Source organism: Deminuibacter soli (assembly GCF_003412455.1).
GTDB lineage: Bacteria > Bacteroidota > Bacteroidia > Chitinophagales > Chitinophagaceae > Deminuibacter > Deminuibacter soli.
In genome coordinates, this window is record NZ_QTJU01000001.1 from 1,235,057 (window position 1) to 1,259,181 (window position 24,125).

The 24,125-nt window shown below is 47.1% G+C and carries 24 protein-coding genes; 10 read left to right on the forward strand and 14 right to left on the reverse strand.

The window, feature by feature from the left end:
* Positions 1-6: 6 nt before the first annotated feature.
* Positions 7-810, reverse strand: coding sequence for an alpha/beta fold hydrolase (locus DXN05_RS05380; RefSeq protein ID WP_158559134.1), 804 nt, complete (start codon positions 808-810; stop codon positions 7-9).
* A 223-nt stretch (positions 811-1,033) separates the two neighbouring features.
* On the opposite strand from DXN05_RS05380, the gene DXN05_RS05385 reads away from it, so the two are divergent.
* Complete coding sequence (locus DXN05_RS05385; protein ID WP_116846145.1) at positions 1,034-1,480, forward strand: MarR family winged helix-turn-helix transcriptional regulator; 447 nt, start codon at positions 1,034-1,036, stop codon at positions 1,478-1,480.
* 26 nt (positions 1,481-1,506) lie between these two features.
* The gene (locus DXN05_RS05390) at positions 1,507-3,300 is read left to right on the forward strand and encodes an acyl-CoA dehydrogenase family protein (protein ID WP_116846146.1); all 1,794 of its coding nucleotides are present in this window, start codon (positions 1,507-1,509) and stop codon (positions 3,298-3,300) included.
* 62 nt (positions 3,301-3,362) lie between these two features.
* On the opposite strand, the gene DXN05_RS05395 is transcribed toward DXN05_RS05390, so the two are convergent.
* On the reverse strand, positions 3,363-4,292 hold the full coding sequence (locus DXN05_RS05395) for a DUF3078 domain-containing protein (protein ID WP_116846147.1): 930 nt from the start codon (positions 4,290-4,292) through the stop codon (positions 3,363-3,365).
* A 124-nt stretch (positions 4,293-4,416) separates the two neighbouring features.
* Positions 4,417-5,508, reverse strand: a complete 1,092-nt coding sequence (locus DXN05_RS05400; RefSeq protein ID WP_116846148.1) for an acyl-CoA dehydrogenase family protein — start codon at positions 5,506-5,508, stop codon at positions 4,417-4,419.
* A gap of 45 nt (positions 5,509-5,553) precedes the next feature.
* Between DXN05_RS05400 and DXN05_RS05405 the strand changes: the two genes are divergently transcribed.
* The 4 genes from DXN05_RS05405 (at position 5,554) to DXN05_RS05420 (ending at position 8,859) form a co-directional block, all read left to right on the forward strand.
* Positions 5,554-6,732, forward strand: a complete 1,179-nt coding sequence (locus DXN05_RS05405) for an N-acetylmuramoyl-L-alanine amidase (RefSeq protein ID WP_116846149.1) — start codon at positions 5,554-5,556, stop codon at positions 6,730-6,732.
* Positions 6,733-7,136: 404 nt separating this feature from the next.
* On the forward strand, positions 7,137-7,592 hold the full coding sequence (locus DXN05_RS05410) for a nucleoside deaminase (protein WP_262511492.1): 456 nt from the start codon (positions 7,137-7,139) through the stop codon (positions 7,590-7,592).
* A gap of 193 nt (positions 7,593-7,785) precedes the next feature.
* On the forward strand, positions 7,786-8,262 hold the full coding sequence (locus DXN05_RS05415; protein ID WP_116846150.1) for a GAF domain-containing protein: 477 nt from the start codon (positions 7,786-7,788) through the stop codon (positions 8,260-8,262).
* Between the two features lie 177 nt (positions 8,263-8,439).
* Positions 8,440-8,859 (forward strand): hypothetical protein, encoded by a 420-nt coding sequence (locus tag DXN05_RS05420; RefSeq protein WP_147313840.1) that lies wholly within the window; start codon positions 8,440-8,442, stop codon positions 8,857-8,859.
* 95 nt (positions 8,860-8,954) lie between these two features.
* On the opposite strand, the gene DXN05_RS24570 is transcribed toward DXN05_RS05420, so the two are convergent.
* From DXN05_RS24570 to DXN05_RS05435, 4 genes are all read right to left on the reverse strand, one after another.
* The gene (locus DXN05_RS24570; RefSeq protein ID WP_158559135.1) at positions 8,955-9,116 is read right to left on the reverse strand and encodes a hypothetical protein; all 162 of its coding nucleotides are present in this window, start codon (positions 9,114-9,116) and stop codon (positions 8,955-8,957) included.
* A gap of 42 nt (positions 9,117-9,158) precedes the next feature.
* Positions 9,159-9,815, reverse strand: coding sequence for a phosphatidylserine decarboxylase family protein (locus DXN05_RS05425; protein ID WP_116846152.1), 657 nt, complete (start codon positions 9,813-9,815; stop codon positions 9,159-9,161).
* Between the two features lie 78 nt (positions 9,816-9,893).
* Positions 9,894-10,775, reverse strand: coding sequence for a phosphatidate cytidylyltransferase (locus tag DXN05_RS05430; RefSeq protein ID WP_116846153.1), 882 nt, complete (start codon positions 10,773-10,775; stop codon positions 9,894-9,896).
* 17 nt (positions 10,776-10,792) lie between these two features.
* Complete coding sequence (locus DXN05_RS05435) at positions 10,793-11,689, reverse strand: CPBP family intramembrane glutamic endopeptidase (protein ID WP_158559136.1); 897 nt, start codon at positions 11,687-11,689, stop codon at positions 10,793-10,795.
* 142 nt (positions 11,690-11,831) lie between these two features.
* On the opposite strand from DXN05_RS05435, the gene dusB reads away from it, so the two are divergent.
* On the forward strand, positions 11,832-12,872 hold the full coding sequence (gene dusB / locus DXN05_RS05440) for a tRNA dihydrouridine synthase DusB (RefSeq protein WP_116846155.1): 1,041 nt from the start codon (positions 11,832-11,834) through the stop codon (positions 12,870-12,872).
* Between the two features lie 102 nt (positions 12,873-12,974).
* Positions 12,975-13,877, forward strand: a complete 903-nt coding sequence (locus DXN05_RS05445; protein ID WP_116846156.1) for an alpha/beta fold hydrolase — start codon at positions 12,975-12,977, stop codon at positions 13,875-13,877.
* Here DXN05_RS05445 and DXN05_RS05450 read toward each other — a convergent pair.
* From DXN05_RS05450 to DXN05_RS05460, 3 genes are all read right to left on the reverse strand, one after another.
* On the reverse strand, positions 13,861-14,379 hold the full coding sequence (locus DXN05_RS05450; RefSeq protein WP_116846157.1) for a hypothetical protein: 519 nt from the start codon (positions 14,377-14,379) through the stop codon (positions 13,861-13,863). The two genes, DXN05_RS05445 and DXN05_RS05450, sit on opposite strands and share 17 nt — an antisense overlap.
* 22 nt (positions 14,380-14,401) lie before the next feature.
* On the reverse strand, positions 14,402-14,971 hold the full coding sequence (locus DXN05_RS05455) for a glutathione peroxidase (protein ID WP_245975130.1): 570 nt from the start codon (positions 14,969-14,971) through the stop codon (positions 14,402-14,404).
* A gap of 74 nt (positions 14,972-15,045) precedes the next feature.
* Entirely contained in the window at positions 15,046-16,422 is a 1,377-nt protein-coding gene (locus tag DXN05_RS05460) for an aldehyde dehydrogenase (RefSeq protein WP_116846159.1), read from the reverse strand.
* Between the two features lie 201 nt (positions 16,423-16,623).
* Between DXN05_RS05460 and DXN05_RS05465 the strand changes: the two genes are divergently transcribed.
* Entirely contained in the window at positions 16,624-18,111 is a 1,488-nt protein-coding gene (locus DXN05_RS05465; protein ID WP_116846160.1) for a Gfo/Idh/MocA family protein, read from the forward strand.
* Between the two features lie 132 nt (positions 18,112-18,243).
* On the opposite strand, the gene DXN05_RS05470 is transcribed toward DXN05_RS05465, so the two are convergent.
* Both DXN05_RS05470 and DXN05_RS05475 read right to left on the reverse strand, forming a co-directional pair.
* On the reverse strand, positions 18,244-19,596 hold the full coding sequence (locus tag DXN05_RS05470; RefSeq protein ID WP_116846161.1) for a Gfo/Idh/MocA family protein: 1,353 nt from the start codon (positions 19,594-19,596) through the stop codon (positions 18,244-18,246).
* A 49-nt stretch (positions 19,597-19,645) separates the two neighbouring features.
* The gene (locus DXN05_RS05475) at positions 19,646-21,058 is read right to left on the reverse strand and encodes a 3-keto-disaccharide hydrolase (protein WP_116846162.1); all 1,413 of its coding nucleotides are present in this window, start codon (positions 21,056-21,058) and stop codon (positions 19,646-19,648) included.
* 158 nt (positions 21,059-21,216) lie between these two features.
* Here DXN05_RS05475 and DXN05_RS05480 point away from each other — a divergent pair, with 158 nt between their 5' ends.
* Positions 21,217-22,500, forward strand: coding sequence for a Gfo/Idh/MocA family protein (locus DXN05_RS05480; protein ID WP_245975131.1), 1,284 nt, complete (start codon positions 21,217-21,219; stop codon positions 22,498-22,500).
* Positions 22,501-22,550: 50 nt separating this feature from the next.
* Here DXN05_RS05480 and DXN05_RS05485 read toward each other — a convergent pair whose 3' ends face one another.
* Both DXN05_RS05485 and DXN05_RS05490 read right to left on the reverse strand, forming a co-directional pair.
* Positions 22,551-23,402 carry a sugar phosphate isomerase/epimerase family protein gene (locus DXN05_RS05485; RefSeq protein WP_116846164.1) on the reverse strand — a complete coding sequence of 284 codons (852 nt, stop codon included), beginning with the start codon at positions 23,400-23,402 and terminating at the stop codon, positions 22,551-22,553.
* Between the two features lie 147 nt (positions 23,403-23,549).
* On the reverse strand, positions 23,550-24,119 hold the full coding sequence (locus DXN05_RS05490) for a gluconate 2-dehydrogenase subunit 3 family protein (RefSeq protein WP_116846165.1): 570 nt from the start codon (positions 24,117-24,119) through the stop codon (positions 23,550-23,552).
* Positions 24,120-24,125: the final 6 nt, after the last annotated feature.

Consider the following 24,125-nt stretch of genomic DNA (forward strand, 5'->3'; position numbering starts at 1 on the left):
TCAATATTATGCAACCAGCAAGCTGCTGATAAAGGCGGCATTTTTTTCTTTCAGCAACTGATGGCCTGCATCGAGCAGGGTAACCGATACCCATTGCTCCATGCCTTCACTGAACTGCTGGCCGTTTTTACTGAGAATAATGTTATCGAACCTGCCGAATACCAGGTGCACGGGAATTTGGTATTGCCTGATGTTTTCCTTTACCACAGCGAGTTTGGGGCGAAACAGCCGCAGGCAGGTCCACCGCCTGTACAACAGTTGCCGCGATGCAGGGGCCGACATATAATACATGGCTATTTTACAAACAGAGGGGTGCAATAACCGCGTAAAGCGCCCCAGTTTAATCAATGCAAACAACCAGGCCGGATGCGATACGGTATAACGGAACAGGCGGTTGCCGGTTCGTGTTTGGGTGCTTAGCCAATACCAGGGATTGGTATGCAGCCCGTCGGGCGCCAGTAATACCAGTTGCTGAATGTGCTGCGGGTATTGCTGCAGCAGGGTTAGGGCCAACCGCCCCCCCATGCTGAAACCCATGATGCTGATGGGTTTGCGGCCGGTGTTAAGCAGGGTGATAATTTCCCAGAGCATGGCTGCGCTGAAAGGGTCTGGTTCTTTCCATTCGGTGCTGCCATGAAAAGGCATGTCCAGCGCTATTACCGTATAGGTATTGCCTAACCGCTGTGCCAGCAAACCAAAGGTATTGCTGTTTTCGCCATAGCCATGCAGGCAAACAAGCAGGGCGTTGCCCACGCCATAATGCTGGTAGGCGATTACTGAATTGCGGTATGTTAAGCGGCCGGTATACATAGCAACGTAAAACGCAAAAGAATGCCATTTTATGCGAAAGCAGCCCAGGATTTGTGTAACGCAGCTAGCCGGTTGTTCGCCTTTGCAATGGCTGGCTGCCGGGAAAAAACAATCTTTCGGGACAGCAACGTTAAAAAATACAGGACGCGATAAAAAAATAAGGTACAGACTTGTTATATTGGAAAAAACAAACCAACTTTGAAATAGTTGCATAACTAACTATATGCCCAACAACCATTTTAAGCGAGGAGAACTGTACAGTGTTATCAATGGGATGGCATCAACTGCTGTAGCGCGGCGTTTGCAGAAGCATTTCAGGCAGGCCGGGCTGGAAATTACCATTGAGCAGTGGAGTATTTTGTATCATTTATGGAAAAACGACGGGCTTAGCCAGCAGGAGCTGTGCAACCGTACCTTCCGCGATAAACCCAGTATTACGCGCCTGGTAGACAATCTCGAGAAACAACAGCTGGTACAGCGGGTGGCTTCAAAGGAAGACCGCCGCATTAATCTCGTATACCTTACCCCTGCGGCATTGCTGCTGCAGGAAGAAACGATTAGCCTGGCCAATCAAACAATGGACGAAGCGCTGATAGGAGTGAAAAAAGAAGATATAGAAACAGTGAAAACCGTGTTGCAGCAGGTATACGATAACCTCAAACAGCAATAACTTATTAACGAATAAAAACGGTTGCCATGAGTACGCAAACACAACAAACAGCAGGTACCAAAGGTGGTGAATGGCTGATTAAGGAAATGAATCCGTATGACACCTTCATACCGGAAGATTTTAACGAAGAGCAGCAAATGGTGATGGATATGTGTCACCAGTTTCTCGACACCGAAGTGCTGCCGGCGCTCGACCGCATTGATAAACTGGAGCCGGGTTTAATGCCTTCGCTGCTGGTGAAAGCGGGTGAGCAGGGTTTGCTGAGCACCTCGTTTCCTGAAGAATATGGCGGCCTTGGCAAAGACTTTATCACCTCTACCATCGTGAATGAAGGGCTTGGCGGCGGGCACTCTTTTTCCGTAGCCATTGCTGCGCATACGGGTATTGGTTCATTGCCTATTTTATATTTTGGTACAGAAGAACAGAAACAAAAATATATTCCCAAGCTGGCCAGCGGCGAATGGAAAGGTGCTTACGGTTTAACAGAGCCCAACAGCGGCAGTGATGCGCTGGGCGCCAAAACCACCGCCAAACTCAGCGATGATGGCAGGCATTACCTGCTTAACGGTCAAAAATGCTGGATCACCAATGGCGGTTTTGCCGATGTGTACACGGTGTTTGCAAAAATAGACGGCGACAAGTTCACCGGCTTTATTGTTGAACGTGGCTTTGAAGGTTTTACCCATGGCCCGGAAGAACATAAAATGGGCATCAAAGGCTCTTCAACCGTGCAGTTGTATTTCCAGGATTGCAAAGTGCCTGTAGAAAATGTGCTGGGCGAAATTGGCCGCGGCCATATCATTGCTTTCAACATCTTAAACATTGGCCGTTTAAAGCTGGATGCAGCAGCGCTGGGCGCAGCCAAACGTGCAGCCACTATTACTACCGATTATGCCGTAACACGCGAGCAGTTTAAACAACCCATCGCCAACTTTGGTGCTATTCAGCATAAGCTCGCTGAAATTGCCATAAAAATATGGGTGGCAGAAAGTGGTTTGTACCGCACCGCCAAATGGATTGACAACCACGAACACGCGCTGATGGAAACAGGCATCCCTGTTGAAAAAGCCTTGCTGGGTGCAGCAGAAGAATTTGCAATTGAATGTGCGATGCTGAAAGTATTTGGCAGCGAAACACTCGATTTTGTGGTAGACGAAGGTGTGCAGGTGCACGGTGGTAACGGTTTCAGTGACGAATATGTGATCAGCAAAGCCTACCGCGATAGCCGCATTAACCGTATTTACGAAGGCACCAACGAGATAAACCGCCTGTTAACGCTTGACATGACGCTGAAACGTGCCATGAAGGGCAAGCTCGATTTGATGGGACCAGCCATGGCAGTATCCAAAGAGCTGATGAGCATTCCTGATTTTGGCAGTGAAGACGAAACTCCTTTTGCAAAGGAACGCAGGTATATCGCCAACTTTAAGAAAGCCATCCTGCTTACCGCAGGTGCAGCTGTACAGAAGCTGATGATGAACATTGATAAAGAGCAGGAACTGCTGATGAACCTGGCTGATATGGCCATTGAAATTTATCATGCAGAGAGCGCATTGCTGCGTGTGATGAAACTGGTTGACAGGAGCGGTGAAGCCGCCAATCAGTTGCAGATTGATATGATGCACACTTACCTGTACGATGCTGCAGACCGCATTAACAAGGCAGGTAAAGATGCACTGAACAGTTTTGCAGAAGGTGATGAGCTGCGCATGATGCACATTGGCTTAAAACGTTTTACCAAGGTAGAGCCGTTTAATACCAAGGCTGCGCGCAGGCGTATTGCCGCAAAAATGATTGAGGCAAAGAAATACCCGTTCTAAGTATAACAACGTGTTGAATTATAACAATGCCATACCGGCCCCGGTATGGCATTGTTGTTTTGTCAGAACCTGACCAGCAAACCCGCCCCTATCAGTGATTTCAACTGCGTGCCCGGCGATGTTTTGTTTTTGCCGAATTGCCGCACATCATCATCGTAAATAATATCAAGGCTCCAGGTGGCAGATAATACCCGTGAGATTTTTACCGCGAACATATTGGTGAAAAAGATGTCTATGTTCTGCGGTTTGTGTTTGTAGTTGGAGAACAGGTCGAGCCTGCCTTTGTAGCTTACCGTGCTGGTAAGATTGGCAGTATAGTTCACGGTAACATATGCGCCTATTTCATTCTTTACATGCTTAAACGAATCCACACCGAACTGTCCGGCTGCAGATAGGCTGTCATTCTCCACAAACGTCCACCTCGAAGAAATGGGCGACATGAAAATGGAGAGGTTTTTAACCGGGTGATAATCGAGACCGAGGCTGACAATGAGATAAGCCGGTGCAAAGAAATCTGACAGCAGTGTTTTACTGGTCTCGGTATACTCATAACCTTTCGCCATCTGCGTTCTGAAGTTGAACAGGCCGGCAAGGTTTAGCTTGGGATTTAATTCATACCCATACTTGCTTAAGAAATCAATGCGGTCATCATTTTTGCGTGCACCGGTGGAGGTGGTGTTTACATAACCGAAGTTTACATCAAGATTATTGTCCCAGCTGTGTTTGCCCTTTTTGTAAAACGCGTACAGGTTAAGATAGGCGGTAATGGCCAGTGAAAAATCGTCGCCACCTGCAGCCCAGTTGCTGAGTGAAGCCTGAGAGCCATTCAGGCTGAATTGCCCGCCTTTTTTCCAGGTTTTTACAACGGTGTCTTTCTCATCTTTTTTAATGGCTCGGCTGCTTTGGTCCTGCAGGTCTTTGATGGTTTTGTCCTGTGCATAGGTGCATACAGTAAGCAGTATGGCTGCTGTAATCGTAAGCAGTTTTTTCATCCGGTTAAGTTTTCAGGTTAACTAATGTTTGGCTAATGTTGATTTACAAACAAAAAAGCAAATTGTTTGTGCCTGCAATGCCGCATAGTGCTGTGCAAAACCTGCCTGTTAACCTCTTGAAAAGCTAACCGCGCGGATAAATCAACAAACCATGCTGGCTGGCAGTGTGCAAATCGCGCCAGATACGGTTGATCTCCGTATCAGTTGCTGCGGCCTGCAAGCCGCAGTACGGATACAGTTCATCTGCAGTGCGCCTGCTTTCCTGCGCCAGTTTGCGCGATGTTTCACTTACTGCCTGTAAGGCGGCCGCTGTAATGCTGCCTTGCAGTTGTTGCTGCCACGATTCGTCCAAAGCCTTGTAAAACGCGGTGCGCAGCGTTTGAATGGTATGCTGTGCCTGCTGAAGCAGGGGGCCCGCAATGGCCATGGTGCCGGGCTTTTGTGTTTGCTGCAACAGCTGTTGCGCGGCCTCTGTAAAGTGCAGGGACATACCGCTGATATTGGCGGCAAGGGTTGCCTCGGCCAGTTGCAGGAAAGGATATTGGTACAACGGCGAAGGGTCAACAGCCCTGGCCTGGTTAATTTCAAAACAGCGGTCCCGTGTAACCGTTACATTGGTTGCTTTAAAGGCATTACTGGCGGTAGCTACCAGGCCAAACGATTTCCAGGTAGGGAGTAATTCCACTTCGCCGGGCAGCAACACAAAAGGTTTTATGACTGGGTTGCCATCGCTGCCGGTAAGCGGAACACCATTGCGGGTAATGGTGCAGTTAGCGGTAAAAACTGTGGCATGCGGTGCACCGCTGGCATGCAACCACTGACCATTGATAATATAACCTTCAGCTGTAATGGCTGCAGTACCGGCCTGTGCGCCGCTGCCTGCAAAACACACTGCAGGATCGGCAAAAAGTGTTTGGGCAAGTGCAGGTTGCAGAAAGCCGCCAAACCAGCCGGCACCGGTGCAAAGGGTAAGCACCCACGCAACACTGCCATCGGCCCAGGCAATGGCTTCTTCAAAACGCACTACTGCTGGCAGGCTCCACTCAAGGCCGCCGTATTGTTTGGGCGTAAGCAGGGTAAACCAGCGCTGCCGGTGCAGCAAGGCTACCTGTACAGGCGTTAATTGTTTGAGTTGTTCTGCCCGTGCTGCTTCGCTACGCAGGATATTGATCCAGTCTGTTTGTACTATTTCCGAAGGGTGTTTAATCGCTGACATGCTGTAAAGTTATCACTCAAAACATATTTCAATTATCTTCATTTTATGAAGCAGGCAATTAACTTACTACTGGCATTGACCATAACGCTGTGCGCAGCTGCACAAGCGTACCCCGGCAGTTTCTGGATGGGTAAAACAACCGGCAGGTTTCCTTATATGGAATATGGATTGGGCGATGATCGCCTGGGCGGCGCTAAAATGGGTTATATAGATACCAATGTAGTAATGAAAGTGGTAGACAGTGTGAACACGGATTACCGGGTGCAGCTATCGCGGTTTCATTTTGCCTATATGCCTAAAACGGCTGTGAAAAGAGACAGCACGCTGCAGGCAAAGCCCTATATATTGTCAGAAAATTTCCGTGTATACGGCGATGACGATTATGACTATGTAAAAATTAACCTGGAACAGAAACTGCCGTATAAGGCCATACAGGAAATACATCCTTCGCGTTTGCTCGTAGATATTTACGGGGCAACCAGCAATACCAACTGGATAACCCAGCTGAAGACTGCCAAAGAAATCAGGAATGTTTATTACGAACAAAAGGAAGATGATGTGTTGCGCGTAACTATTGAGCTGCAGCACCAGCAACACTGGGGGCATCATATTTACTACGACAGCACGGGTAGCCGTTTGATCATCCGCATCAAACGCCAGCCGGATATTACCAGCATCCGCAACCTGCGTATTGCAATTGATGCAGGGCATGGCGGGGATAATGATGGTGCAGATGGAGTAACCAGTCATGTGCTGGAGAAAAATTACACATTGCTTATTGCCAAACAGCTGGAGAAAACACTGAAGGCTGCAGGTGTAAAACACACGTTTATGACCCGCCGCGACGATACCACTTTAACCATGCCTGAGCGTACAGAGATGCTGTTGCAGGAAGCGCCTGATTTGCTGATCAGCATACACCTGAATTCTGCAGGGAATGATTCTGTCAGCGGTACCAGCACTTACTATCGTTATATCGGCTTCAGGCCATTGAGCACGGCTATTTTAAAACAGATGCTTGCACTCGGTTTGAATGAATACGGTAATGTGGGCAACTTTAATTTTGCGTTGAGCGGACCAACAGAATACCCCAATGCGCTGGTGGAAGTAGCTTTCCTGAGCAACCGTGCAGACGAGAAAAAAATACTGAGCCCGGCATTTCATAAAAAAGTGGCAACGCAGATTCTGAAAGGCATACAGAACTGGATTGCGGGGATGAAGTAGTAAGCCGTTCAAAAGTTCCAACGTTTACATGTTCCATTTGAACGCCTCTTGAACAATTGAACAATGAAACACTGGAACTTTTACAAGGTTAAAACAAACAAACTGAGTGATGCTGAAAGGCATACAGACAGATTGCGGCAATGTAAGCCGTTCAAAAGTTTCAACGTTTAAATGTTCCAGTTGAACGCCTCTTGAACAATTGAACAATGAAACACTGGAACTTTTACAAGGTTAAAACAAACAAGTTGAGTGATAAGGAAAGGCATACAGAGCCGGATTGCGGCAATGTAAGCCGTTCAAAAGTTTCAAAGTTTAAATGTTCCATTTGAACGCTTCTTGAACAATTGAACAATGAAACAATTGAACTTTGAACTATTGGCCCCCCGGACGCTAAAACAAACAAATTGAATGATATAATTACATACGATGATGAACATTATATGCGCCAGGCTTTAAAGGAAGCGCGGCGTGCTTATGATGCAGACGAAGTGCCTGTGGGCGCTGTGGTGGTAATGCAGAACAGGATTATTGCGCGCGGTTATAACCAGGTAGAAACACTGAACGACCCAACAGCACATGCAGAGATGATTGCCTTAACGGCTGCGTTTAATTTCCTGGGTGCAAAGTATTTGCCTGATGCTACTTTGTATGTAACCGTTGAACCTTGTTTAATGTGTTGCGGTGCATTGTACTGGAGTAAAATTTCGCGCGTGGTGTTTGGTGCAGCCGATGAAAAAAACGGGTACAAGCATATTACGCAGGAGCAATGGCCCTTTCATCCCAAGACAGAACTGGTAACCGGTATTTTGCAAAATGAATGTGCTGAACTAATGAAATCTTTCTTCAGAAGTAAAAGATAGCGGTACCGTTTTTTCACCGGTTTCATGTAGTTATTTCTCACACAATATGTTGCCATAATGGTGAATTACCGTGTATGGAAGCGATAAAATGTTGTGCTATTTATCTTTAAGGATATAACAGTACGTTAATCAATGTAATCACATTTTGTTTACTGCGAAAACGGTGTAATTTTACTGCCTGATTAATATTGTTATGGCAGAAGATTTACTGGTGAGTGAAGGGTCAAAAACTACACAATACGAATCGCTGATTCCCCAAATAAAAGGTTTACTGGAAGGTGAACCTGATTTAATAGCCAACCTGGCAAACGTTACCGGTGCGTTGAAAGAACAATTTAACTGGTTCTGGACTGGTTTTTACCTTGTAAAACAAGACGAACTGGTACTTGGTCCTTTTCAGGGGCCGGTTGCCTGTACAAGAATAAAAAAAGGGCGCGGGGTTTGTGGTACAAGTTGGGCAGAGGCGCGCACCGTGATAGTACCTGATGTAGAAAAATTTCCTGGACATATCGCTTGCAGCAGCTTATCGCGCAGTGAGATTGTCTTACCTATTATCAGGCACAATGAAGTAGTTGCAGTACTGGATGTTGACAGTGAATACCTGGACCATTTTGATGAGACCGATCAACAGTATCTGCAGCAGATTATCGACCTGCTTGTTTTCGAATAATTAAGCCATTTTTCACCAAGAGAATGGATTTTTTTTCAGAACTTGTATCTGGAAAAACCCATCAATCCTAATATCCGTTAAACCATTGTCCCTGTTGTATTGTCAAAACAAATAGTATCGTAATCCCCTCCATGTTTTGAAAGCTAACCTAGCTATTATTTAAACTAAACGGATTGTATGGAGAATCATTCAACTGCTGATGATTTGCGTAACAGGTTAATGGATCTGTCACAGGCAATGTTGTACATTTATGATGAAGCTGGTCAGAAAATCCCGGTGGGATTTATCCGAGAAATGGATCTGGATACTGACAGCAACATCTACTTTTCAATCATCAATTTACCCATTATCGCGAGCGACTGGTGCAGCTATGCTGCTGAACTGTATTTCTATAAAAAGGGATCGCCTGTAAGTATCCTTGTAAGCGGAACGGCGGTGATCACTGATTATGAAACACAGCACCTGAAATTTACGATTCAGCAAATCGGGTTTCAGGGTGTGGAAGAAAAACCAGCCAAAGCATCTTACTTTAATTTCTTTAAATACCTGTTCCCGGTAAGCGGGCACCAGCAACAGCACCATTTGAAGCTGGGGTAAACTTATTAGCGGCTAATTTTTTATAGAAAGGCATCTAAAAAGATAGTCCTGCAACTGTTAAACACTTGCAGGACTATTCACTTTGTTTGTTTGTGTTAAGCCGGCTTTTTGTCCATGCTTTTATGGTCTTTTTTGCTGCAGGTTTTACCTTTCGCTTCCTTTTTGCTGCAGTCTTTGTCTTTATTTTTCTTATCCCCGGCGAAGGCAACACCCGATACCAGGACGGCCGCAATGGCCAGTAGCATTAATTTTTTCATACAGCTTTTTTATGGTTGGTGATTAAGCAATCAATTATGCTATTACCAGCTGGCCAGTACGGTTACACCGCCTTTTACCACCTGGTTCAGTTCTACTTCCACTTTGGTACCTACAGGCAACAATACATCTACACGGCTGCCGAACTTGATAAAGCCCATTTCCTGGCCCTGTTTTACCTGCTGGTTTACTTTCAGGTAATTGCAGATGCGTTTGGCCAGTGCGCCGGCAATCTGTTTTACTAATATAACACCTTTTGCGTTCTCCAATACCACGCTGTGGCGCTCATTTTCGGTAGAAGATTTGGGGTGCCATGCCACCAGGTATTTGCCTGCATGGTACTGGCTGTATTTTACGGTTCCGCTAATGGCATTGCGGTTTACGTGCACGTTGGCCGGGCTCATGAAAATGCTTACCTGTATGCGTTTATCTTTGAAATATTCTACGTCAACTATTTCTTCGATTACCACTACTTTACCATCGGCCGGACAAATAATCTGGCTGTCATTAACAGTGAGTGTTCTTTTGGGAATGCGGAAAAACGAAACAATAAATAACAGCAGAAACAACGTGGCAATAAATACAATAGCAGCCAGCCAGGGAAGTGAAGAGCTGAGAAATGTAAATGATACAAGGTTTAATACGCCAAAAATAAGGGCGGCAATACCAATAGACTTGTAACCTTCTCTGTGAATCGTCATGATGAAAATTTGAGCGGTAAAGATAATGAGAAGCCGTCAGCTTGCGGAAACTTGCACGGCTGTAAGTTTCAGGCTGTTTCAGCCTCCGATTATTTTAAGAAAAAGCCAGGCAAAGGGGGTGGCCAGTAACAGGGAATCGAACCGGTCGAGGAAACCACCGTGACCGGGCATCATTTGCCCGCTGTCTTTTACACCAGCCATGCGTTTCAGCTTGCTTTCGAGCAGGTCGCCGGTGGTGCCCACCACTGCGGCAATAGCGGAGATGCCCACCAGGGCTGCAATATCTTTCAGGCCACATAAAAAATAACCTGCCAGCGTAACCACGGCCACGGCCAGTATGGCGCCGCCTGCAGTGCCTTCCCAGGTTTTTTTGGGTGAAATGGGCGAGAAAGGTGTTTTACCGATAAACGAGCCTACAATGTAGGCCATGGTATCATTGATCCAGATGGCAGCAATAAGCACTACGGGGTAAATCCAGCCAAGATCCCTGGGCAGCAGGGTATGCGTAACCGACAGGCCGTTGTTGCGGATATCGATCATCAATGCCCAGCTTAACGAGATGTACAGCAACCCGAGTAAAGAATAACCGAGCAGCTTAAAATTCAGCTGGCGGCTCAGTACCACTTCGGCGGTAGGCAATACCACAATCATGGTTAACAAAATACCCCAGCCCAGTTCGCGCAGATGAAAATTACCGATGCTGTAGGCATCGCTCGTCATCCACAACATAAAGCCCCAGCCCATGAGCTGTACGCCATAGCGGTGAATAGGGGTCAGTTCTTTGTAATCAGGATCAATAAGCCCTACCAGCTGCTGGTATTCTTTCCAGCAACCGAAATGGATAATGGTGAAAAGCAGCAAAAACGTCCAGTGGTTTACCAGCAAACCTGCCAGCATGATGACCACAAAAACCACGGCTGATAATGCGCGTGTTTTAAAAGTTTCGATGTTAAGGGCCATTGTAAATGGTTTATATTTTATGCAAACGGATCGTCTGAGAAATGCACAGGCGCGGGATCAGGATACTGCAAACGCAGCTTCTGACTTTCTTTCCTGAAATACATGAACACTGCAATGATCGCCACAATGCCAACCAGGCCCCAGTAAAGCGGGTACGATTCGTTGATGGCATCTGCACTGAGCTTGCCCTGCCTGCTGAGGATATACATTTGTGTTACCACCAGTGCATTGTTGAGAAAATGCGCTAGTATGTTGAGCCAGATATTGCCACTGTAATAAAAAATATAGCCTAGCATAAAGCCCAGAAACATCCTGGGTAAAAAGCCGTAGTACGAAATATGCACGGCGCTGAATACAATGCTGGTGATTAAAATGGCAGTAAAGGCACTTTTGGTCCAGCCGGTCATCAGCTGCTGCATACAGCCCCTGAAATACATTTCTTCTACCATGGCAGGGATAAAGGCGATGATGAACAGGGTATAGATATAGTCGCGCAGGTTTTGCATATGGCCCAACACCATTACCTGGTCGTCGTATTCCTTTTCCATCTGTTTAAACCTGCGGGCAAGTTTATCGCCGATGGGAATGCGCTCGTTTAACTCTGCGAGTGCACCGCTTACATACAAGGCGAAAAACACCAGCAGCACAACCATAATCAGCTGTTTGATGTTGATGCGTGAAGAGAAGCGCAATTCGCGCAGCGGGAAGCGGTTAACAATTCGTGCGAAAAATAAGGCAGGCAGGCCCATACTCACGAGCGCACCGGTACCCTGTGCCAGGCGCACGAGATCGGCGTTTTCGGGTTGGGTGATGGCCCTGGGTATATCTGCCAGCGGTATATGCCAGCCCAACGCGGCGATGCCGAAAATTACCACAGACCCGATTATGGTGCAGCCACCAAAAAGTCCTAACAAAATGCCTAATTGTGCCCAATAACTGATTCTTGGAGGTTGATACATGCGATTCCTAATAAGGGTGTAAATTTGCAACTTTCAAGGCAAGTGGCAAGTTTTCTTGCAAGGAAAACCATTTACCTGAACAATTTTGATAATCAATATGGTACGCATCGATAATATAGAATTGCCTGATTTTCCGCTGTTGCTGGCGCCCATGGAGGATGTAAGTGACCCGCCTTTTCGTGCGGTTTGCAAAGAGAACGGGGCCGACCTGATGTACACGGAATTTATCAGCAGCGAGGGGTTGATAAGGGATGCCATCAAGAGCCGCCAGAAGCTGGATATCTTTGAGTATGAACGCCCTGTGGGCATCCAGATATTCGGTGGCGATGAAGAGGCGATGGCTTTGAGCGCGAAAATAGTCGATGCCACCAACCCCGAGCTGGTGGATATTAATTTTGGTTGCCCGGTAAAAAAAGTGGTATGCAAGGGTGCCGGTGCCGGCGTTTTAAAAGATATTGACCTGATGGTGCGCCTTACCGCAGCGGTGGTACGCTCTACCAGCAAGCCGGTAACCGTAAAAACCAGGCTGGGCTGGGATGAAGCCAGTATTAATATTGAAACCGTAGCCGAACGCCTGCAGGATGTGGGCATTAAAGCGCTCACCATTCACGGCCGCACAAGGGCCCAGATGTACAAGGGCGAGGCTGACTGGCGGCTGATTGCCAAAGTAAAAAACAACCCGCGCATACAGATGCCTATTTTCGGTAACGGGGATATTGACAGCCCGGAAAAAGCGGTGTTGTACAAAAAACGGTACGATGTAGATGGTATTATGATTGGCCGTGCTGCAATTGGTTACCCGTGGATTTTTAATGAAATCAAGCATTTTGCAGCTACAGGCACTCATTTGGCACCACCCACCATTCAGCAAAGGGCAGCTGCCATCCGCAAGCACCTGGTAAAATCGGTTGAATGGAAAAATGAAACCGTGGGTATCCTGGAAATGCGCCGCCACTATACCAATTACCTGAAGGGCTTTCCGCACATAAAAGAATTCCGCAACCAGCTGGTAACCTTAAAAACCGTTGCAGAAATTGAGGAAGTGCTGCAGCAGATTGTTGCGCGTTACGATGGTTTTGTGCCGGAACGCAAAATTGCAGGCTTCGCTGCCTCGCAGCTGGAAGAATGTGCGTACTGATTTTATACCGGCGGTGCAGCTAAACAGCCAGTCGTCTTTTCTTAACATAAACTCAACCAAGGGACAGCTTATTTGTCCTATTAGTGTTATAAGTTTGACTGCATGGCCCAAAGGATTGCCCGAATATTACTGCGAACAGTATTGATTTTATTTATACTGATGATTGTGCTGCTGCTGGTGTTTGACCGGCTGGTGCAATTCAGAATGGATGATAAGGAAGTAAGGACTTATTTCGAGGCGAATCACACGCCGGTTTCCATCCGTTATTACCAAACGCACGACCGCACCATGCGGTATATCAGCACTGGTTCGGATACCAGTGCCACCGTATTGTTTGTGCATGGTGCACCAAGTTCCTCCACTTATTTCCGGGATTATTTAACCGACAGCCTGCTGCTTGGCCAGGCTACGCTGTATGCTGTTGACAGGCCGGGGTATGGCTATTCGGGACTTGCAGATCCTGTTACCTCCATTCAAACACAGGCTGCCATGATACGGCCTATTCTTGACAGTTTGCAAAAGATACATCACCCGGTGGTACTGGTGGGTGCATCGTATGGCACATCGGTGGTGTGCAGAATTGCAATGGACTATCCTGAACTGGTGGATGGCATTGTACTGGTGGCGCCTGCACTGGCACCTGGAGAAGAAAAAATTTACTGGTTTACACCAATGATTGAAAGCCCGGTTTTTCACTGGTTTATTCCACGCATGTTTAAAACAGCGAACATTGAAAAAATCACCCACAAAAGCGAGCTGGAGAAAATGCTGCCGCTCTGGAAAAATATACATGCGCCGGTAAACTATATACAGGGATCGCAGGATAAACTGGTGTATACTACCAATGCTGCATTTGCGCAGGCACACCTGGTAAACTCACCGCATGTGAATGTGCAGTTTATTCCCAAACGCGGGCACCTGATTGCTTTTTTAGAAAGGGAACGCATCCGCAACAGCATACTCGACATGCTGCAGCGTGTAAAACATACTAAGGCTGATGAGTAACAAAATTGCTGAGGTCATTGGTATAGTCACGCGCGCGTTTGGCGGCGAAAAAATCTGCACCCAACATTATTATTGCCTGTATGCACAAGGCTAACCCCAGGCCGGAGAGCAATTGTTTTGCCGCATTGTTCCGGTACAACACAAATAAGGCAATGCCTGCCAGTGCGAGGATTATTTCAACAGCCTGGTACAGCGGAAACCTGCGTGTTACCTGCTGCATACGCGGCAGCTCTTTTTGTTTAAGCTGGCCGGGATTCATATCAAATGCATATACGTTGGCAACGCGCTGTGCATCGCTGCGCTGGTAAACTGTATAACCGGCTGCAAGCTGTATGCAGCCGGTTATCATTAATGGTATGGCTGCGCCTTTCCATGCAGGCGTTTTCCACAACAGCCAGCCCAGCAGGGCTATAATAATGGCTACTATGCCGATGATCACAAATGCCAGTGCAATTTGTTTTTCGGCTATAAAATATTTTTCAATTACAGTTCTGCTGAGCATGTTTATTTATTTTACAACGGTGTTACAATTGCTTCAGCGCGGTAATAAATGTATCGCTTACAGGTGAAATGGCAGGGCCAAAATAATTCATAAGTTCACCTTTGCCGTTTACCAGGTATTTGCTGAAGTTCCATTGTGGTTGCTGGTCGTTCCAGCCGTTTTTGGCTGCATCACTTAACCAGGAGAAAACCGGGTTTTGCTGTGTGCCTTTTACCACGCTGGTTTTTTGCATCAAAGGGAAAGATACACCATAATTTACCTGGCAGAAAGCAGCGATGGACTGGTCGTCGGCTTTTTCCTGTTCTTTAAAATCATTTGCAGGGAAAGCAAGAATAGCAAGGTCGGGGAATTGCTCGTGCAGCTGTTGTAATTCAGCATACTGGCCGGTGTAACCACAATCGGATGCAGTGTTTACCAGCAATACTTTTTTATGTTGAAAATCTGCAAAAGAAATGGGTTTGCCTGTATTGGCATTGGCCTGCAGGGTATAAAACGGAACAGCCGGTTTAACCGAGCGTTTGTTGCTAAAGGCTTTATTGTTAACACCGAAGAAACGGGTAAGTTTCATTATTACCGGGTACGCTTTCCGCATGAATGATTGTTTGCCTGTCATAAAATTTGCGTTTGATGTAGCCGGAGACGCGCGTCTTTCCTGCTCCTTACAACTTACCGTAAAAAACGTTTGAACCATTTCATTTTACCGGCATAAGGCGGGTACTTGACCGGCGGGTCAATCCAGGTAGCGGTTTGTAAAATTGCCTTGGGGCGGGTAAACGCATCGAAGCTGTATTTGCCATGGTACTGGCCGGTGCCGCTGCATCCCAGGCCACCAAACGGCAGGTTGGGGTTACTCAGGTGCACTAATGTATTGTTGATGCAGCCCCCGCCGAAGCCGAGGTTTTCAGTGAAATAATCCTGTGTTTTCCGGTTGTTGCTGAATACGTACAGGGATAAGGGATTGCTGTGCTGGCGCACCAGGTCTGCCGCCTCTTCATTGGTACGGTAAGTAAATACGGGCAGCAGTGGCCCGAATATTTCTTCCTGCATCAGCGGCTGGGTATGGCGCACCTGGTCCATCACCGTAGGTGCAATATATAAATCAGCTGCATTGGCCTGACCGCCAAACAGGATATTGCCTTGCGGCAGGTACGATAACAGTTTATCAAACCTGCGGCGATTGATAATGCGGCCATAGTCTGGTGAAGCTGCCGGGTCGGCGGTATAAAACCGGTGTACGTGCTGTTGTATCTGTTGCAGCAGGGCATCACGGCAATCGTTTTTTACAAGCAGGTAATCGGGCGCCACACAGGTTTGCCCTGCATTGGTAAACTTGCCCCAGGTAATGCGTGCGGCGGCAACAGCGATATTAGCGGTTTCATCTACAATGCAGGGACTTTTGCCACCAAGCTCTAACGTAACGGGGGTAAGGGTTTCAGCGGCCATTGATGCAATAGATTTGCCAACCGGAATGCTGCCGGTAAAAAAAATATGATCAAAACGGTAGGCTTTCAGCAGCTGCCGCACCACAAGGGCACCATCTCCCTGCACAACCATAATATGTTCTTCCGAAAAAAAAGTTTGTATCATCTGTTCAATTACCGCTGCAGTATGCGGCGCCAGTTCGGAGGGTTTCAATACAACGCAGTTGCCGGCAGCAATGGCGCCTGCGAGTGGTGAAAGCAATAACTGGGCAGGATAATTCCACGGCGCAATAATGAGTGAAATGCCCAGCGGGTCGCGTACAATTTTGCTCGATGAAGGAAACAGCATCAGGGGCGTGCTTACTTTTTCGGGCTGCATCCACTCGCCCAGGTGTTGCAATGCATGTGTTATTTCGGCGTATACCAAACCTATTTCGGTGGCATAGGCTTCTTCGGGCGATTTGCGGAGATCTGCATGCAGTGCGCGTTGCAGCAGCGGTTCAAATTGTTTCACGGCATTTTTCAATAGCTGCAGCTGTTTTTTGCGGAAAGCAAGCGTACGTGTGGCGCCGCTGCAAAAGCAGTTGTGCATGGCGGCAAAGGTGGTAGCAGTTAATGGCATGGTTCGCATTTAGCCCGGGCACGCATTGGCAGCAGGGGCCCGGATGGGTTAAACAACTGTAATTGACGCTGTTTGTTCGGGGTTACACACAAAGCTGGTGCATTATTTTCTAATTCAGAAAAATAGAACTTAGCTAAATCGGTTTACTTTTTAATTTATTTACTATCTTGAAAGCTCATTGATTAACCACGATTTATTCATATGAAAAGCAAAACTCCCGGGCAAAAAGCCCAGCAGGCAGAAGAGCAAAGTTCTTCATCGCGCAGGAAATTTATCCAGCAAACAGCAACGGCACTTGCCGGTTTTTACATTGTACCAAGACATGTACTTGGCGGCAAAGGTTATGTGGCACCCAGCGATAAACTGCTGATTGCCGGTGTAGGTGCGGGTGGTAAAGGTGGTGACGATATCCGTCATTTCGCAGCTACCGGTCGTGCTGAAATTGCTTACCTGGTAGACGTTGATGACAGGCAGGCTAAGAACAACATTGAGAAATTTCCGAAGGCCAAATATTATCACGACTGGCGTGAGTTATTTGAGAAAGAGAGCAAAAACTTTGACGCGGTTTCAGTTGGTATCCCCGACCACAACCACGCAATTGTTGCCTACCATGCCATGCAGTTAGGCAAACACGTGTATGTGCAAAAACCGCTTACACACGATATTTACGAAGCAAGACTGCTGGGTGAAGCGGCCAAACGTTATAAAGTAGTAACCCAGATGGGAGACCAGGGTTCATCCAACGATGGCGTTCGCACCCTGAAAGAGTGGTATGATGCAGGTTTGATTGGTGATGTGCATACTGTGCATTGCTGGACTAACCGCCCCGTATGGCCGCAGGGTATTGCATGGCCCAGCCAGAACAAACCCGTACCCGCCGGTCTTGAATGGGATTTGTGGTTAGGTACTGCGCCCAAACGCGAGTATGTTGACAACGTAGTTCCTTTTAACTGGCGTGGCTGGTGGGATTACGGTACCGGCGCACTGGGTGATATGGCTTGTCATATTGTAGGCCCTGTGTTTAAAGTAATGGAACTGGGCTTCCCCACAGAAGTTACCTGCAGCCAGGCAACTATTTATGATGGCAACTTCAGCCAGGCTTATTTGCCAGACAGTGGCCCTGTTGCCTCTTCAGTACACTTTAAATACAAAGGCAAAAAAGGCGAAGACATCCGTTTGAACTGGATGGATGGCGGTATTCAGCCTGAGCGCCCTGAAGAATTAGGACCTAATGAAATAATGGGTGGCAAGGGTGATGTAGGAAACGGTGTGCTGTTTGTTGGTACCAAAGGCAAAATGATGTGTGGCGTATACGGACAGGATCCGCAATTGCTGCCAACTGCACGTACTGCAACAGATGGCAACGTTCCGCAGAAATATCCACGCATTCCGGGTGGTGCAGAAGGTCACTACAAACAGTGGGTAGATGCTTGTATTGCAGGCTATGGCCAGCAGCAGGTAGATTCTCCGTTTATTGGCTACGCTGTACCGTTAACAGAAAGCATCCTGATGGGTAACCTGGCTATCCGCAGCTTCAACCTGCGCCAGGCACGTGCCAACGGTAAAGGCTTTACTTACCCGGGCCGCGGCATTACCCTGCAGTGGGATGGCGACAACCAGAAAGTAACCAACTTCGATCTGGCTAACCAATACGTAAAACGCGAATACCGCGAGGGCTGGAAATTATAATCGCTTTGCGATCGAAAATTAAAAAGGAGTTGCCGTTCGGCAACTCCTTTTTAATTTGAAGATGTGCTGATTTGAAAATTTGAAAATGGAGTAGATGAGTAAAGCGCGCTTTCAAATTTTCAAATTGCCACATTAGAATTTGAAGACCTTTCCGCCGGCCATTACTTCCTGGCGTTCTTCGTCGAATGTGGCTTTTTGTCCGGTATGTACGGCGGCGTTGGTCATAATGTTGGCGATGGAGTGTGCGTAGCCGGCTTCAACCGATGCATTGGGCTGCTGGCGGCTGCGTACGCATTCGAGCCAGTTGCGCATGTGTGCGGTGGTGAGTTTATCGCCGCCGGTATTGGCAGAAGCCACTACCTGTTCGGCCTGTGACAAACTTACTTCGGGCAGCAGGTTGGGCTGCATGTTCATAGCAGCTGCTTCTTTTTTGCCGAGGCCGCCTGCAGGTGAAACTTTATTGGTGATGAGGTTTAACTCGCCGCCATTGGAATAATAGATCTCAGCAGGATGTTCATCGCCATTGTGCATGCGCGAGCTGAAGATAACCTGGAAGCCGGTTGCAGGGTCATTTGCAGGGCCATAGTCAAATACAGCCGTTGTGGTATCCCAGTTTCTGCGACCATCTTTCCACATATAAATGCCGCCGTTGGCAACTACGCTGCGTGGATGTCTAAGACCGCTGAACCAATGCACGGTATCTATCTGGTGGCTCATCCACTGGCCTGGCATGCCCGATGAATAAGGCCAGAACAAACGGTATTCGAGATAGATGCGCGGGTTAAATGCTTCAAACGGGCGGTTAATTAAAAAGCGCTTCCAGTCTGTATCCTGCTCTTTTAACTGGGCAACCAGTTCGGGTCTGCGCCAGCGGCCGGGCTGGTTTACATTCCAGGTTAATTCAACCATGGTAATGGGGCCAAACTTGCCTTCTTTGATAAAGTCGGCTGCGGCTTTATAATTACTGCCACTTCTGCGCTGTGAACCGATCTGCACAATTTTGTTGGTTTCCTTTACCGCTTTCAGCGCAGCTTTGGCATCATCCATTGTTTCGGCAAACGGCTTTTCAACATAGGCATCACGACCGGCTTTCACGGCTTCAATGGCGTGATAGGCGTGCTGAAAATCGGCGGTGCTGATGATCACTGCATCTACATCTTTAATCTTGTACAGCGCGTCGTTGTTAACGCAGGTTTGTATATCATGCCCCAGTTTGTCTTTCAGGAATGCCTGCCCTTCATCCCTGCGCTTGTTCCACAGGTCAGATACCGCAATGATATCAAAGTTCAGTTCTTTATAATTGTTTTGAAATGCAGGGAACAGCGAGGTTCTGAAGCGGTCAGAAAAACCTACGATACCGATGTTTACCCTGTCGTTGGCGCCGAGAATGCGGCCATAGCTTTTGGCTGAAAGGCCCATGGTGCCGGCATATACAGCAGCAGTTGCCTGTGCTGTGTTTTTAATAAAGTTTCTGCGTGAACTCATATGACAATATTTTGGAAGCAATTAAGGTATTGGTGTTATTCAATGCTGTTTATTTCAGCTCTTTTATTTTGATGCTGCGGTAAGATACGGTGTTGCCATGATCCTGCAGCAGGATATGTCCTTCCGTCCACTCGCCAAAGTTTTTCCAGTCTTTGTACTTGCTGATGGCTACCAGCTTTTTGAAATCGTCGGAACCTTTTACATACGAGATTACTTTGTAGCCATTGAGGTAATGTTCAACACGGTTATCGGGGTAAACAATGATGCGGCCGATGTTCCATTCACCAATTGGTTTAAAGGCGCGTTTATCGCTTATGCTGCGCGGAATTAAATCGTACAGGGAAGACAGGGTTCTGTCACCATCGCGGCCGAGTTTGGCGTCAGGATGGCGTTCATCATCGAGCACCTGGTATTCAAGACCAATGCCTGATTTGCCCTTGGTATCGTAGCTTTCTTTTACAAAATACTTCACGCCGCTGTTGGCGCCGGGTGTGAGTTTAAATTCAAATTGCAGATCAAAAGCCGTGTATTCTTTATCGGTAATAATATCACCGCCAAGACCTTCTTCCTGGCCATTACTGCCCTGGATAGTGAGTACACCATCCTGCATTAACCAACCTTTTTCAGGAAAATCTTTTTTGTTGATACCACGCCAGCCCTTGCTGCTTTTGCCATCCCATAATAAAGAGATGCCATTCTTTTTTTCCTGCGGAGACAATGTGTTGGGAATAAGGTTTACTACCTCAATATCGTCTGGTTTGCGCGGGTGCAGGTTTTGTGTTTGAATGCGGATGTTTTTCCAATGTATCTGCTCGCCTGCTTTTTCAGTGGCGCCGATAGCATGTACCTGCAGGGCGATAAAACCTTTGGGTGTCATGTTATCAACAAGATTGGCAGTGGGGATATCATTGATCCAGGTGCGGATGCTGCTGCCGATACATTCAATGTGGTAATGATTCCATTCACCGACTTTAAATGCCTTTTGACCGCCGGGATTGTATTGCAGCGTGTATAGCCAGTCACGGCGCGCCTCATCATAAATACCGCCGCTCCATGCGCGGGTGCTGGGGTCTACCTCAACCTGGTAGCCGTGTACGCGGCCATTTTTGTAAGACGGTGTACTCTCGCTGCGTATTTGTATGCCTGAATTCATAGATCCTACTTTAAGATCTACTTCAAGAATAAAATCGCCGTAATCTTTTTCGGTAGCAAGAAATGAATTGGGCTCACCGGAAACAGTAGTACCGGTAAGTGTGCCATCGGCTTCAACGGTGTAAATGGCTTTGCCGTTGAGTTGTTTCCAGCCGGTTAAATCTTTTCCGTTGAATAAGGAGGTCCATTCGCCCTTCTGTGCCTGTGTGGTGCATATACAGCTTAATACAATGCCAATGGCACATAGTGATCGCTGAAATGCTGTGCGGACAAAGGGGGCGGGAGTTTTAACAGGTAAAGCGTAGTGCATGTCAATCGTTGGTTTAACTGATTATTCAGGTATATCACTTAAATTTAGTTTAGTTAACCATAACAAACCTCCGTTTATTTAATTTTTTTCACGAAAACGTTTGCTGTATGATGCACCGTCGTAATTTTCTCCGTAATGCTGCGCTCACATTTTCCGGTATGAGTATCCTGCAACAATTGCCTGCCGCTGATATCGCTTCCTTACGCAATGGTATTGCAGCTTCAGATAAAATTAATGTGGGGTTGATTGGCTGCAAGGGCATGGGCTGGGCCGATCTTTCTTCTATACTGAAATTACCGCAGGTGAACTGCGCTGCCATTTGCGATATTGACGACAGCATTATTGCCATGCGCAAGGCAGACCTGGCTAAATTGAACTGCACACCAACTATTTACAAGGATTACCGCAAGCTGCTCGACAACAAAGACATTGATGTGGTGATTATTGGTACGCCCGATCACTGGCATTGCCTGCAAATGACAGACGCCTGCAGTGCAGGTAAACAGGTATATGTTGAAAAGCCGATAGCCAACAGTATTAATGAAGCACAGCAAATGGTTGCTGCTGCACAACGCTACAATACCATTGTGCAGGTTGGCCAGTGGCAGCGTAGCCAGCAGCATTTTAACAAGGCCATTGAATTTGTGCACAGCGGTAAACTGGGCCGTATTGTAAAAACAAAAGCCTGGATGTACAATGGCGGCTCCAAAGCATTAACGCCTGTAGCCAATGCACCGGTGCCTGCAGGTGTTGATTACAATATGTGGCTGGGGCCCGCCGCACACCGCGATTTTAATAAGAACCGTTTTCATTATGACTTCCGCTGGTTTTGGGATTATGCCGGTGGGTTAATGACCGACTGGGGTGTGCACCTGATTGATATGGTGTTGCTGGGCATGCAGGTGAATGCGCCTGTTTCGGTAACGGCAAACGGCGGTAAATATTCTTTTCCCGGTGATGCACGTGAAACACCTGATGTGTTAACTGCCTTGTATGATTTTGGCAGTTTTGATATGACCTGGGAACATGCCATGGGCGTGGCAGGTGGGCAGTACGGCCAGCAGCATGGTATTGCATTTATCGGCGATAACGGCACACTGGTATTAACCCGCGGTGGCTGGGAAGTAAGGCCTGAAAAAGACAGCAGTAAGAAGGTAGATAAAATGGAAGCTGTTGCCTGGCAGCCCTCAACCGATAATGGTTTAGATAACCACACCGTAAATTTTGTAGAAGCCATTACAAAGAAAGATGCTTCCCTGTTGCATACGCCGATACAGGCTGGTGCGCAGGTGGCAATGGTAAGCCATATGGGCAATATTGCCTTTCGTACGGGCGAGAAGATTAAATGGGATGCTGCTAAAATGCAGTTCAATCACAATGAGGCCAATGCATTGGTAAAACCAGACTATCACAATGGCTGGAAGCTGCCGAAGTTTGCATAAAAGAAAACAGCTATTCCATGCAATTCGCGTGGAATAGCTGTTGCCTGTATTTACAGGGACAATGTTTTCATGTATTCAGCATCTGCCTTTGCACATTCAAGCGGGGTGCCCTGGTCGTAGCGTTCCTGCTCGATGATGAAGTATTTCATGCCGTATTTTTTTGTCTGTGGCAACAGAGTGCGGAAGTCGATGCTGCCGGTACCTGCAATTACAGAAGCATCGGGCGTGGTTGCGCCTTTCTGCCTGTCTTTCACGTGGCACAAACGGAAGCGGTTGTTGTACTTTTTCATATACGCAACCGGGTCTGCACCTGCAGTAACTACCCAGTAAATATCCATCTCGAAATCAACCAGCGAAGGATCTGTGTTTTCAATCATCACATCCTGTGGTATTTGTCCGTCAACAGACTTGAAAGAATAGTCGTGGTTGTGGTAAGCGAAGCGGATGCCATTCTTTTTACAGATAGCACCTGCTTTGTTAAACTCATCGGCACAGCGTTTGAAATCATCAATAGATTTCTGTGGTCCTTTGTACGGGCAAATCAGGTACTTCATACCGATGGATGCTGCGTCTGCTGCCTTTTTTTCAAAGTCGGTTTTGTAGTCGCAATGGCTGCTGATAATGGTAAGACCGAGATCGCCGGTGAATTGTTTAAATTCTTTCGGCTGCATGCCCCAGAACATGCCCTGTTTGCCTTCGAAGCTTTCGATCTGCGTGTATCCGTACGAGGCAATTTGTTTCAACACGCCTTTGGGATCTTTGGCAATATCATCGCGTACACTGTATAACTGTAAGCCAAAGTTGCGTGATGGTTTGTAAGCTGCCAGCATTTTGCTTGCAGGCAACAGTGCACCTGCTGCAAAGCCTGCTGCCCGTAAAAAGTCTCTTCTTGATTGTGACATAGCTGATTTTCCGGTTTATTGAGTGTGTGGTGTTCGCTTGCTTTTGCAATACCCTAAACAAGCATTGCGTGTTGTTATTTTACCGGTTGGATAAAACAACAACACGCAAAGAAAGTAATGTTTTGCCTAATGGCGCGGTATAAATTATTATGAAGTAGCCCAGGCCTTGTCGCCCTTTTTATAAGGCAGGTTGCCATCGTAGTGCCCGGGTGTTTCAATATAGCGCAAGGTTTTGGTGGCACCTGTTTCTGATGTGAAGTAACCGAGCAGGGTAAGCTGTTTCATTAATTTGAAATAATGCTCCGGGTCTTCCTTTTTCTTGCTTTTATAATACGCTTTCTGTTCTGCGTCCAGATCGTTCAGCAACGCGGTGCGTTGCTCCGGTGTGCTGTCGAGGAAAGACTTGCTGTTTTTCTTTTTGCTGGCTTCATCGAGTTTGCCGATGCCTTCGGTAAATATTTTCTGGTTCTCATCGGTATAACAATCCTTCACCATCATATTCATAAAAGCGCCGATGCCAACCGATTTTGCGCCGGGTGTACTGGTGGTGGGAATAATGGTTTCACCTACCTCATCGAGGAAGGCAATATCATCTTTAGACAGCTCGCTGCCGCCTTTTTTATCTGTGTTTTTACAGCCACTCAAAAAGAATTCAGAACCAATCACGGTTGCGCCCATTAACAGGCCCACGCGTGAAAGTGCATCTCTTCTGTTCATAACAAG

Coding starts and splice junctions, on each gene's coding strand:
- DXN05_RS05380 (WP_158559134.1), bottom strand. CDS start 810: ATGTATACCGGCCGCTTAACATACCGCAATTCAGTAATCGCCTACCAG.
- DXN05_RS05490 (WP_116846165.1), bottom strand. CDS start 24,119: ATGAACAGAAGAGATGCACTTTCACGCGTGGGCCTGTTAATGGGCGCA.
- DXN05_RS24570 (WP_158559135.1), bottom strand. CDS start 9,116: ATGAAAAAATTAATGCTACTGGCCATTGCGGCCGTCCTGGTATCGGGT.
- DXN05_RS05385 (WP_116846145.1), top strand. CDS start 1,034: ATGCCCAACAACCATTTTAAGCGAGGAGAACTGTACAGTGTTATCAAT.
- DXN05_RS05470 (WP_116846161.1), bottom strand. CDS start 19,596: ATGAGTTCACGCAGAAACTTTATTAAAAACACAGCACAGGCAACTGCT.
- DXN05_RS05405 (WP_116846149.1), top strand. CDS start 5,554: ATGAAGCAGGCAATTAACTTACTACTGGCATTGACCATAACGCTGTGC.
- DXN05_RS05455 (WP_245975130.1), bottom strand. CDS start 14,971: ATGCGGAAAGCGTACCCGGTAATAATGAAACTTACCCGTTTCTTCGGT.
- DXN05_RS05465 (WP_116846160.1), top strand. CDS start 16,624: ATGAAAAGCAAAACTCCCGGGCAAAAAGCCCAGCAGGCAGAAGAGCAA.
- DXN05_RS05425 (WP_116846152.1), bottom strand. CDS start 9,815: ATGACGATTCACAGAGAAGGTTACAAGTCTATTGGTATTGCCGCCCTT.
- dusB (WP_116846155.1), top strand. CDS start 11,832: ATGGTACGCATCGATAATATAGAATTGCCTGATTTTCCGCTGTTGCTG.
- DXN05_RS05390 (WP_116846146.1), top strand. CDS start 1,507: ATGAGTACGCAAACACAACAAACAGCAGGTACCAAAGGTGGTGAATGG.
- DXN05_RS05460 (WP_116846159.1), bottom strand. CDS start 16,422: ATGCCATTAACTGCTACCACCTTTGCCGCCATGCACAACTGCTTTTGC.
- DXN05_RS05445 (WP_116846156.1), top strand. CDS start 12,975: ATGGCCCAAAGGATTGCCCGAATATTACTGCGAACAGTATTGATTTTA.
- DXN05_RS05450 (WP_116846157.1), bottom strand. CDS start 14,379: ATGCTCAGCAGAACTGTAATTGAAAAATATTTTATAGCCGAAAAACAA.
- DXN05_RS05420 (WP_147313840.1), top strand. CDS start 8,440: ATGGAGAATCATTCAACTGCTGATGATTTGCGTAACAGGTTAATGGAT.
- DXN05_RS05400 (WP_116846148.1), bottom strand. CDS start 5,508: ATGTCAGCGATTAAACACCCTTCGGAAATAGTACAAACAGACTGGATC.
- DXN05_RS05395 (WP_116846147.1), bottom strand. CDS start 4,292: ATGAAAAAACTGCTTACGATTACAGCAGCCATACTGCTTACTGTATGC.
- DXN05_RS05480 (WP_245975131.1), top strand. CDS start 21,217: ATGAGTATCCTGCAACAATTGCCTGCCGCTGATATCGCTTCCTTACGC.
- DXN05_RS05430 (WP_116846153.1), bottom strand. CDS start 10,775: ATGGCCCTTAACATCGAAACTTTTAAAACACGCGCATTATCAGCCGTG.
- DXN05_RS05415 (WP_116846150.1), top strand. CDS start 7,786: ATGGCAGAAGATTTACTGGTGAGTGAAGGGTCAAAAACTACACAATAC.
- DXN05_RS05475 (WP_116846162.1), bottom strand. CDS start 21,058: ATGCACTACGCTTTACCTGTTAAAACTCCCGCCCCCTTTGTCCGCACA.
- DXN05_RS05485 (WP_116846164.1), bottom strand. CDS start 23,402: ATGTCACAATCAAGAAGAGACTTTTTACGGGCAGCAGGCTTTGCAGCA.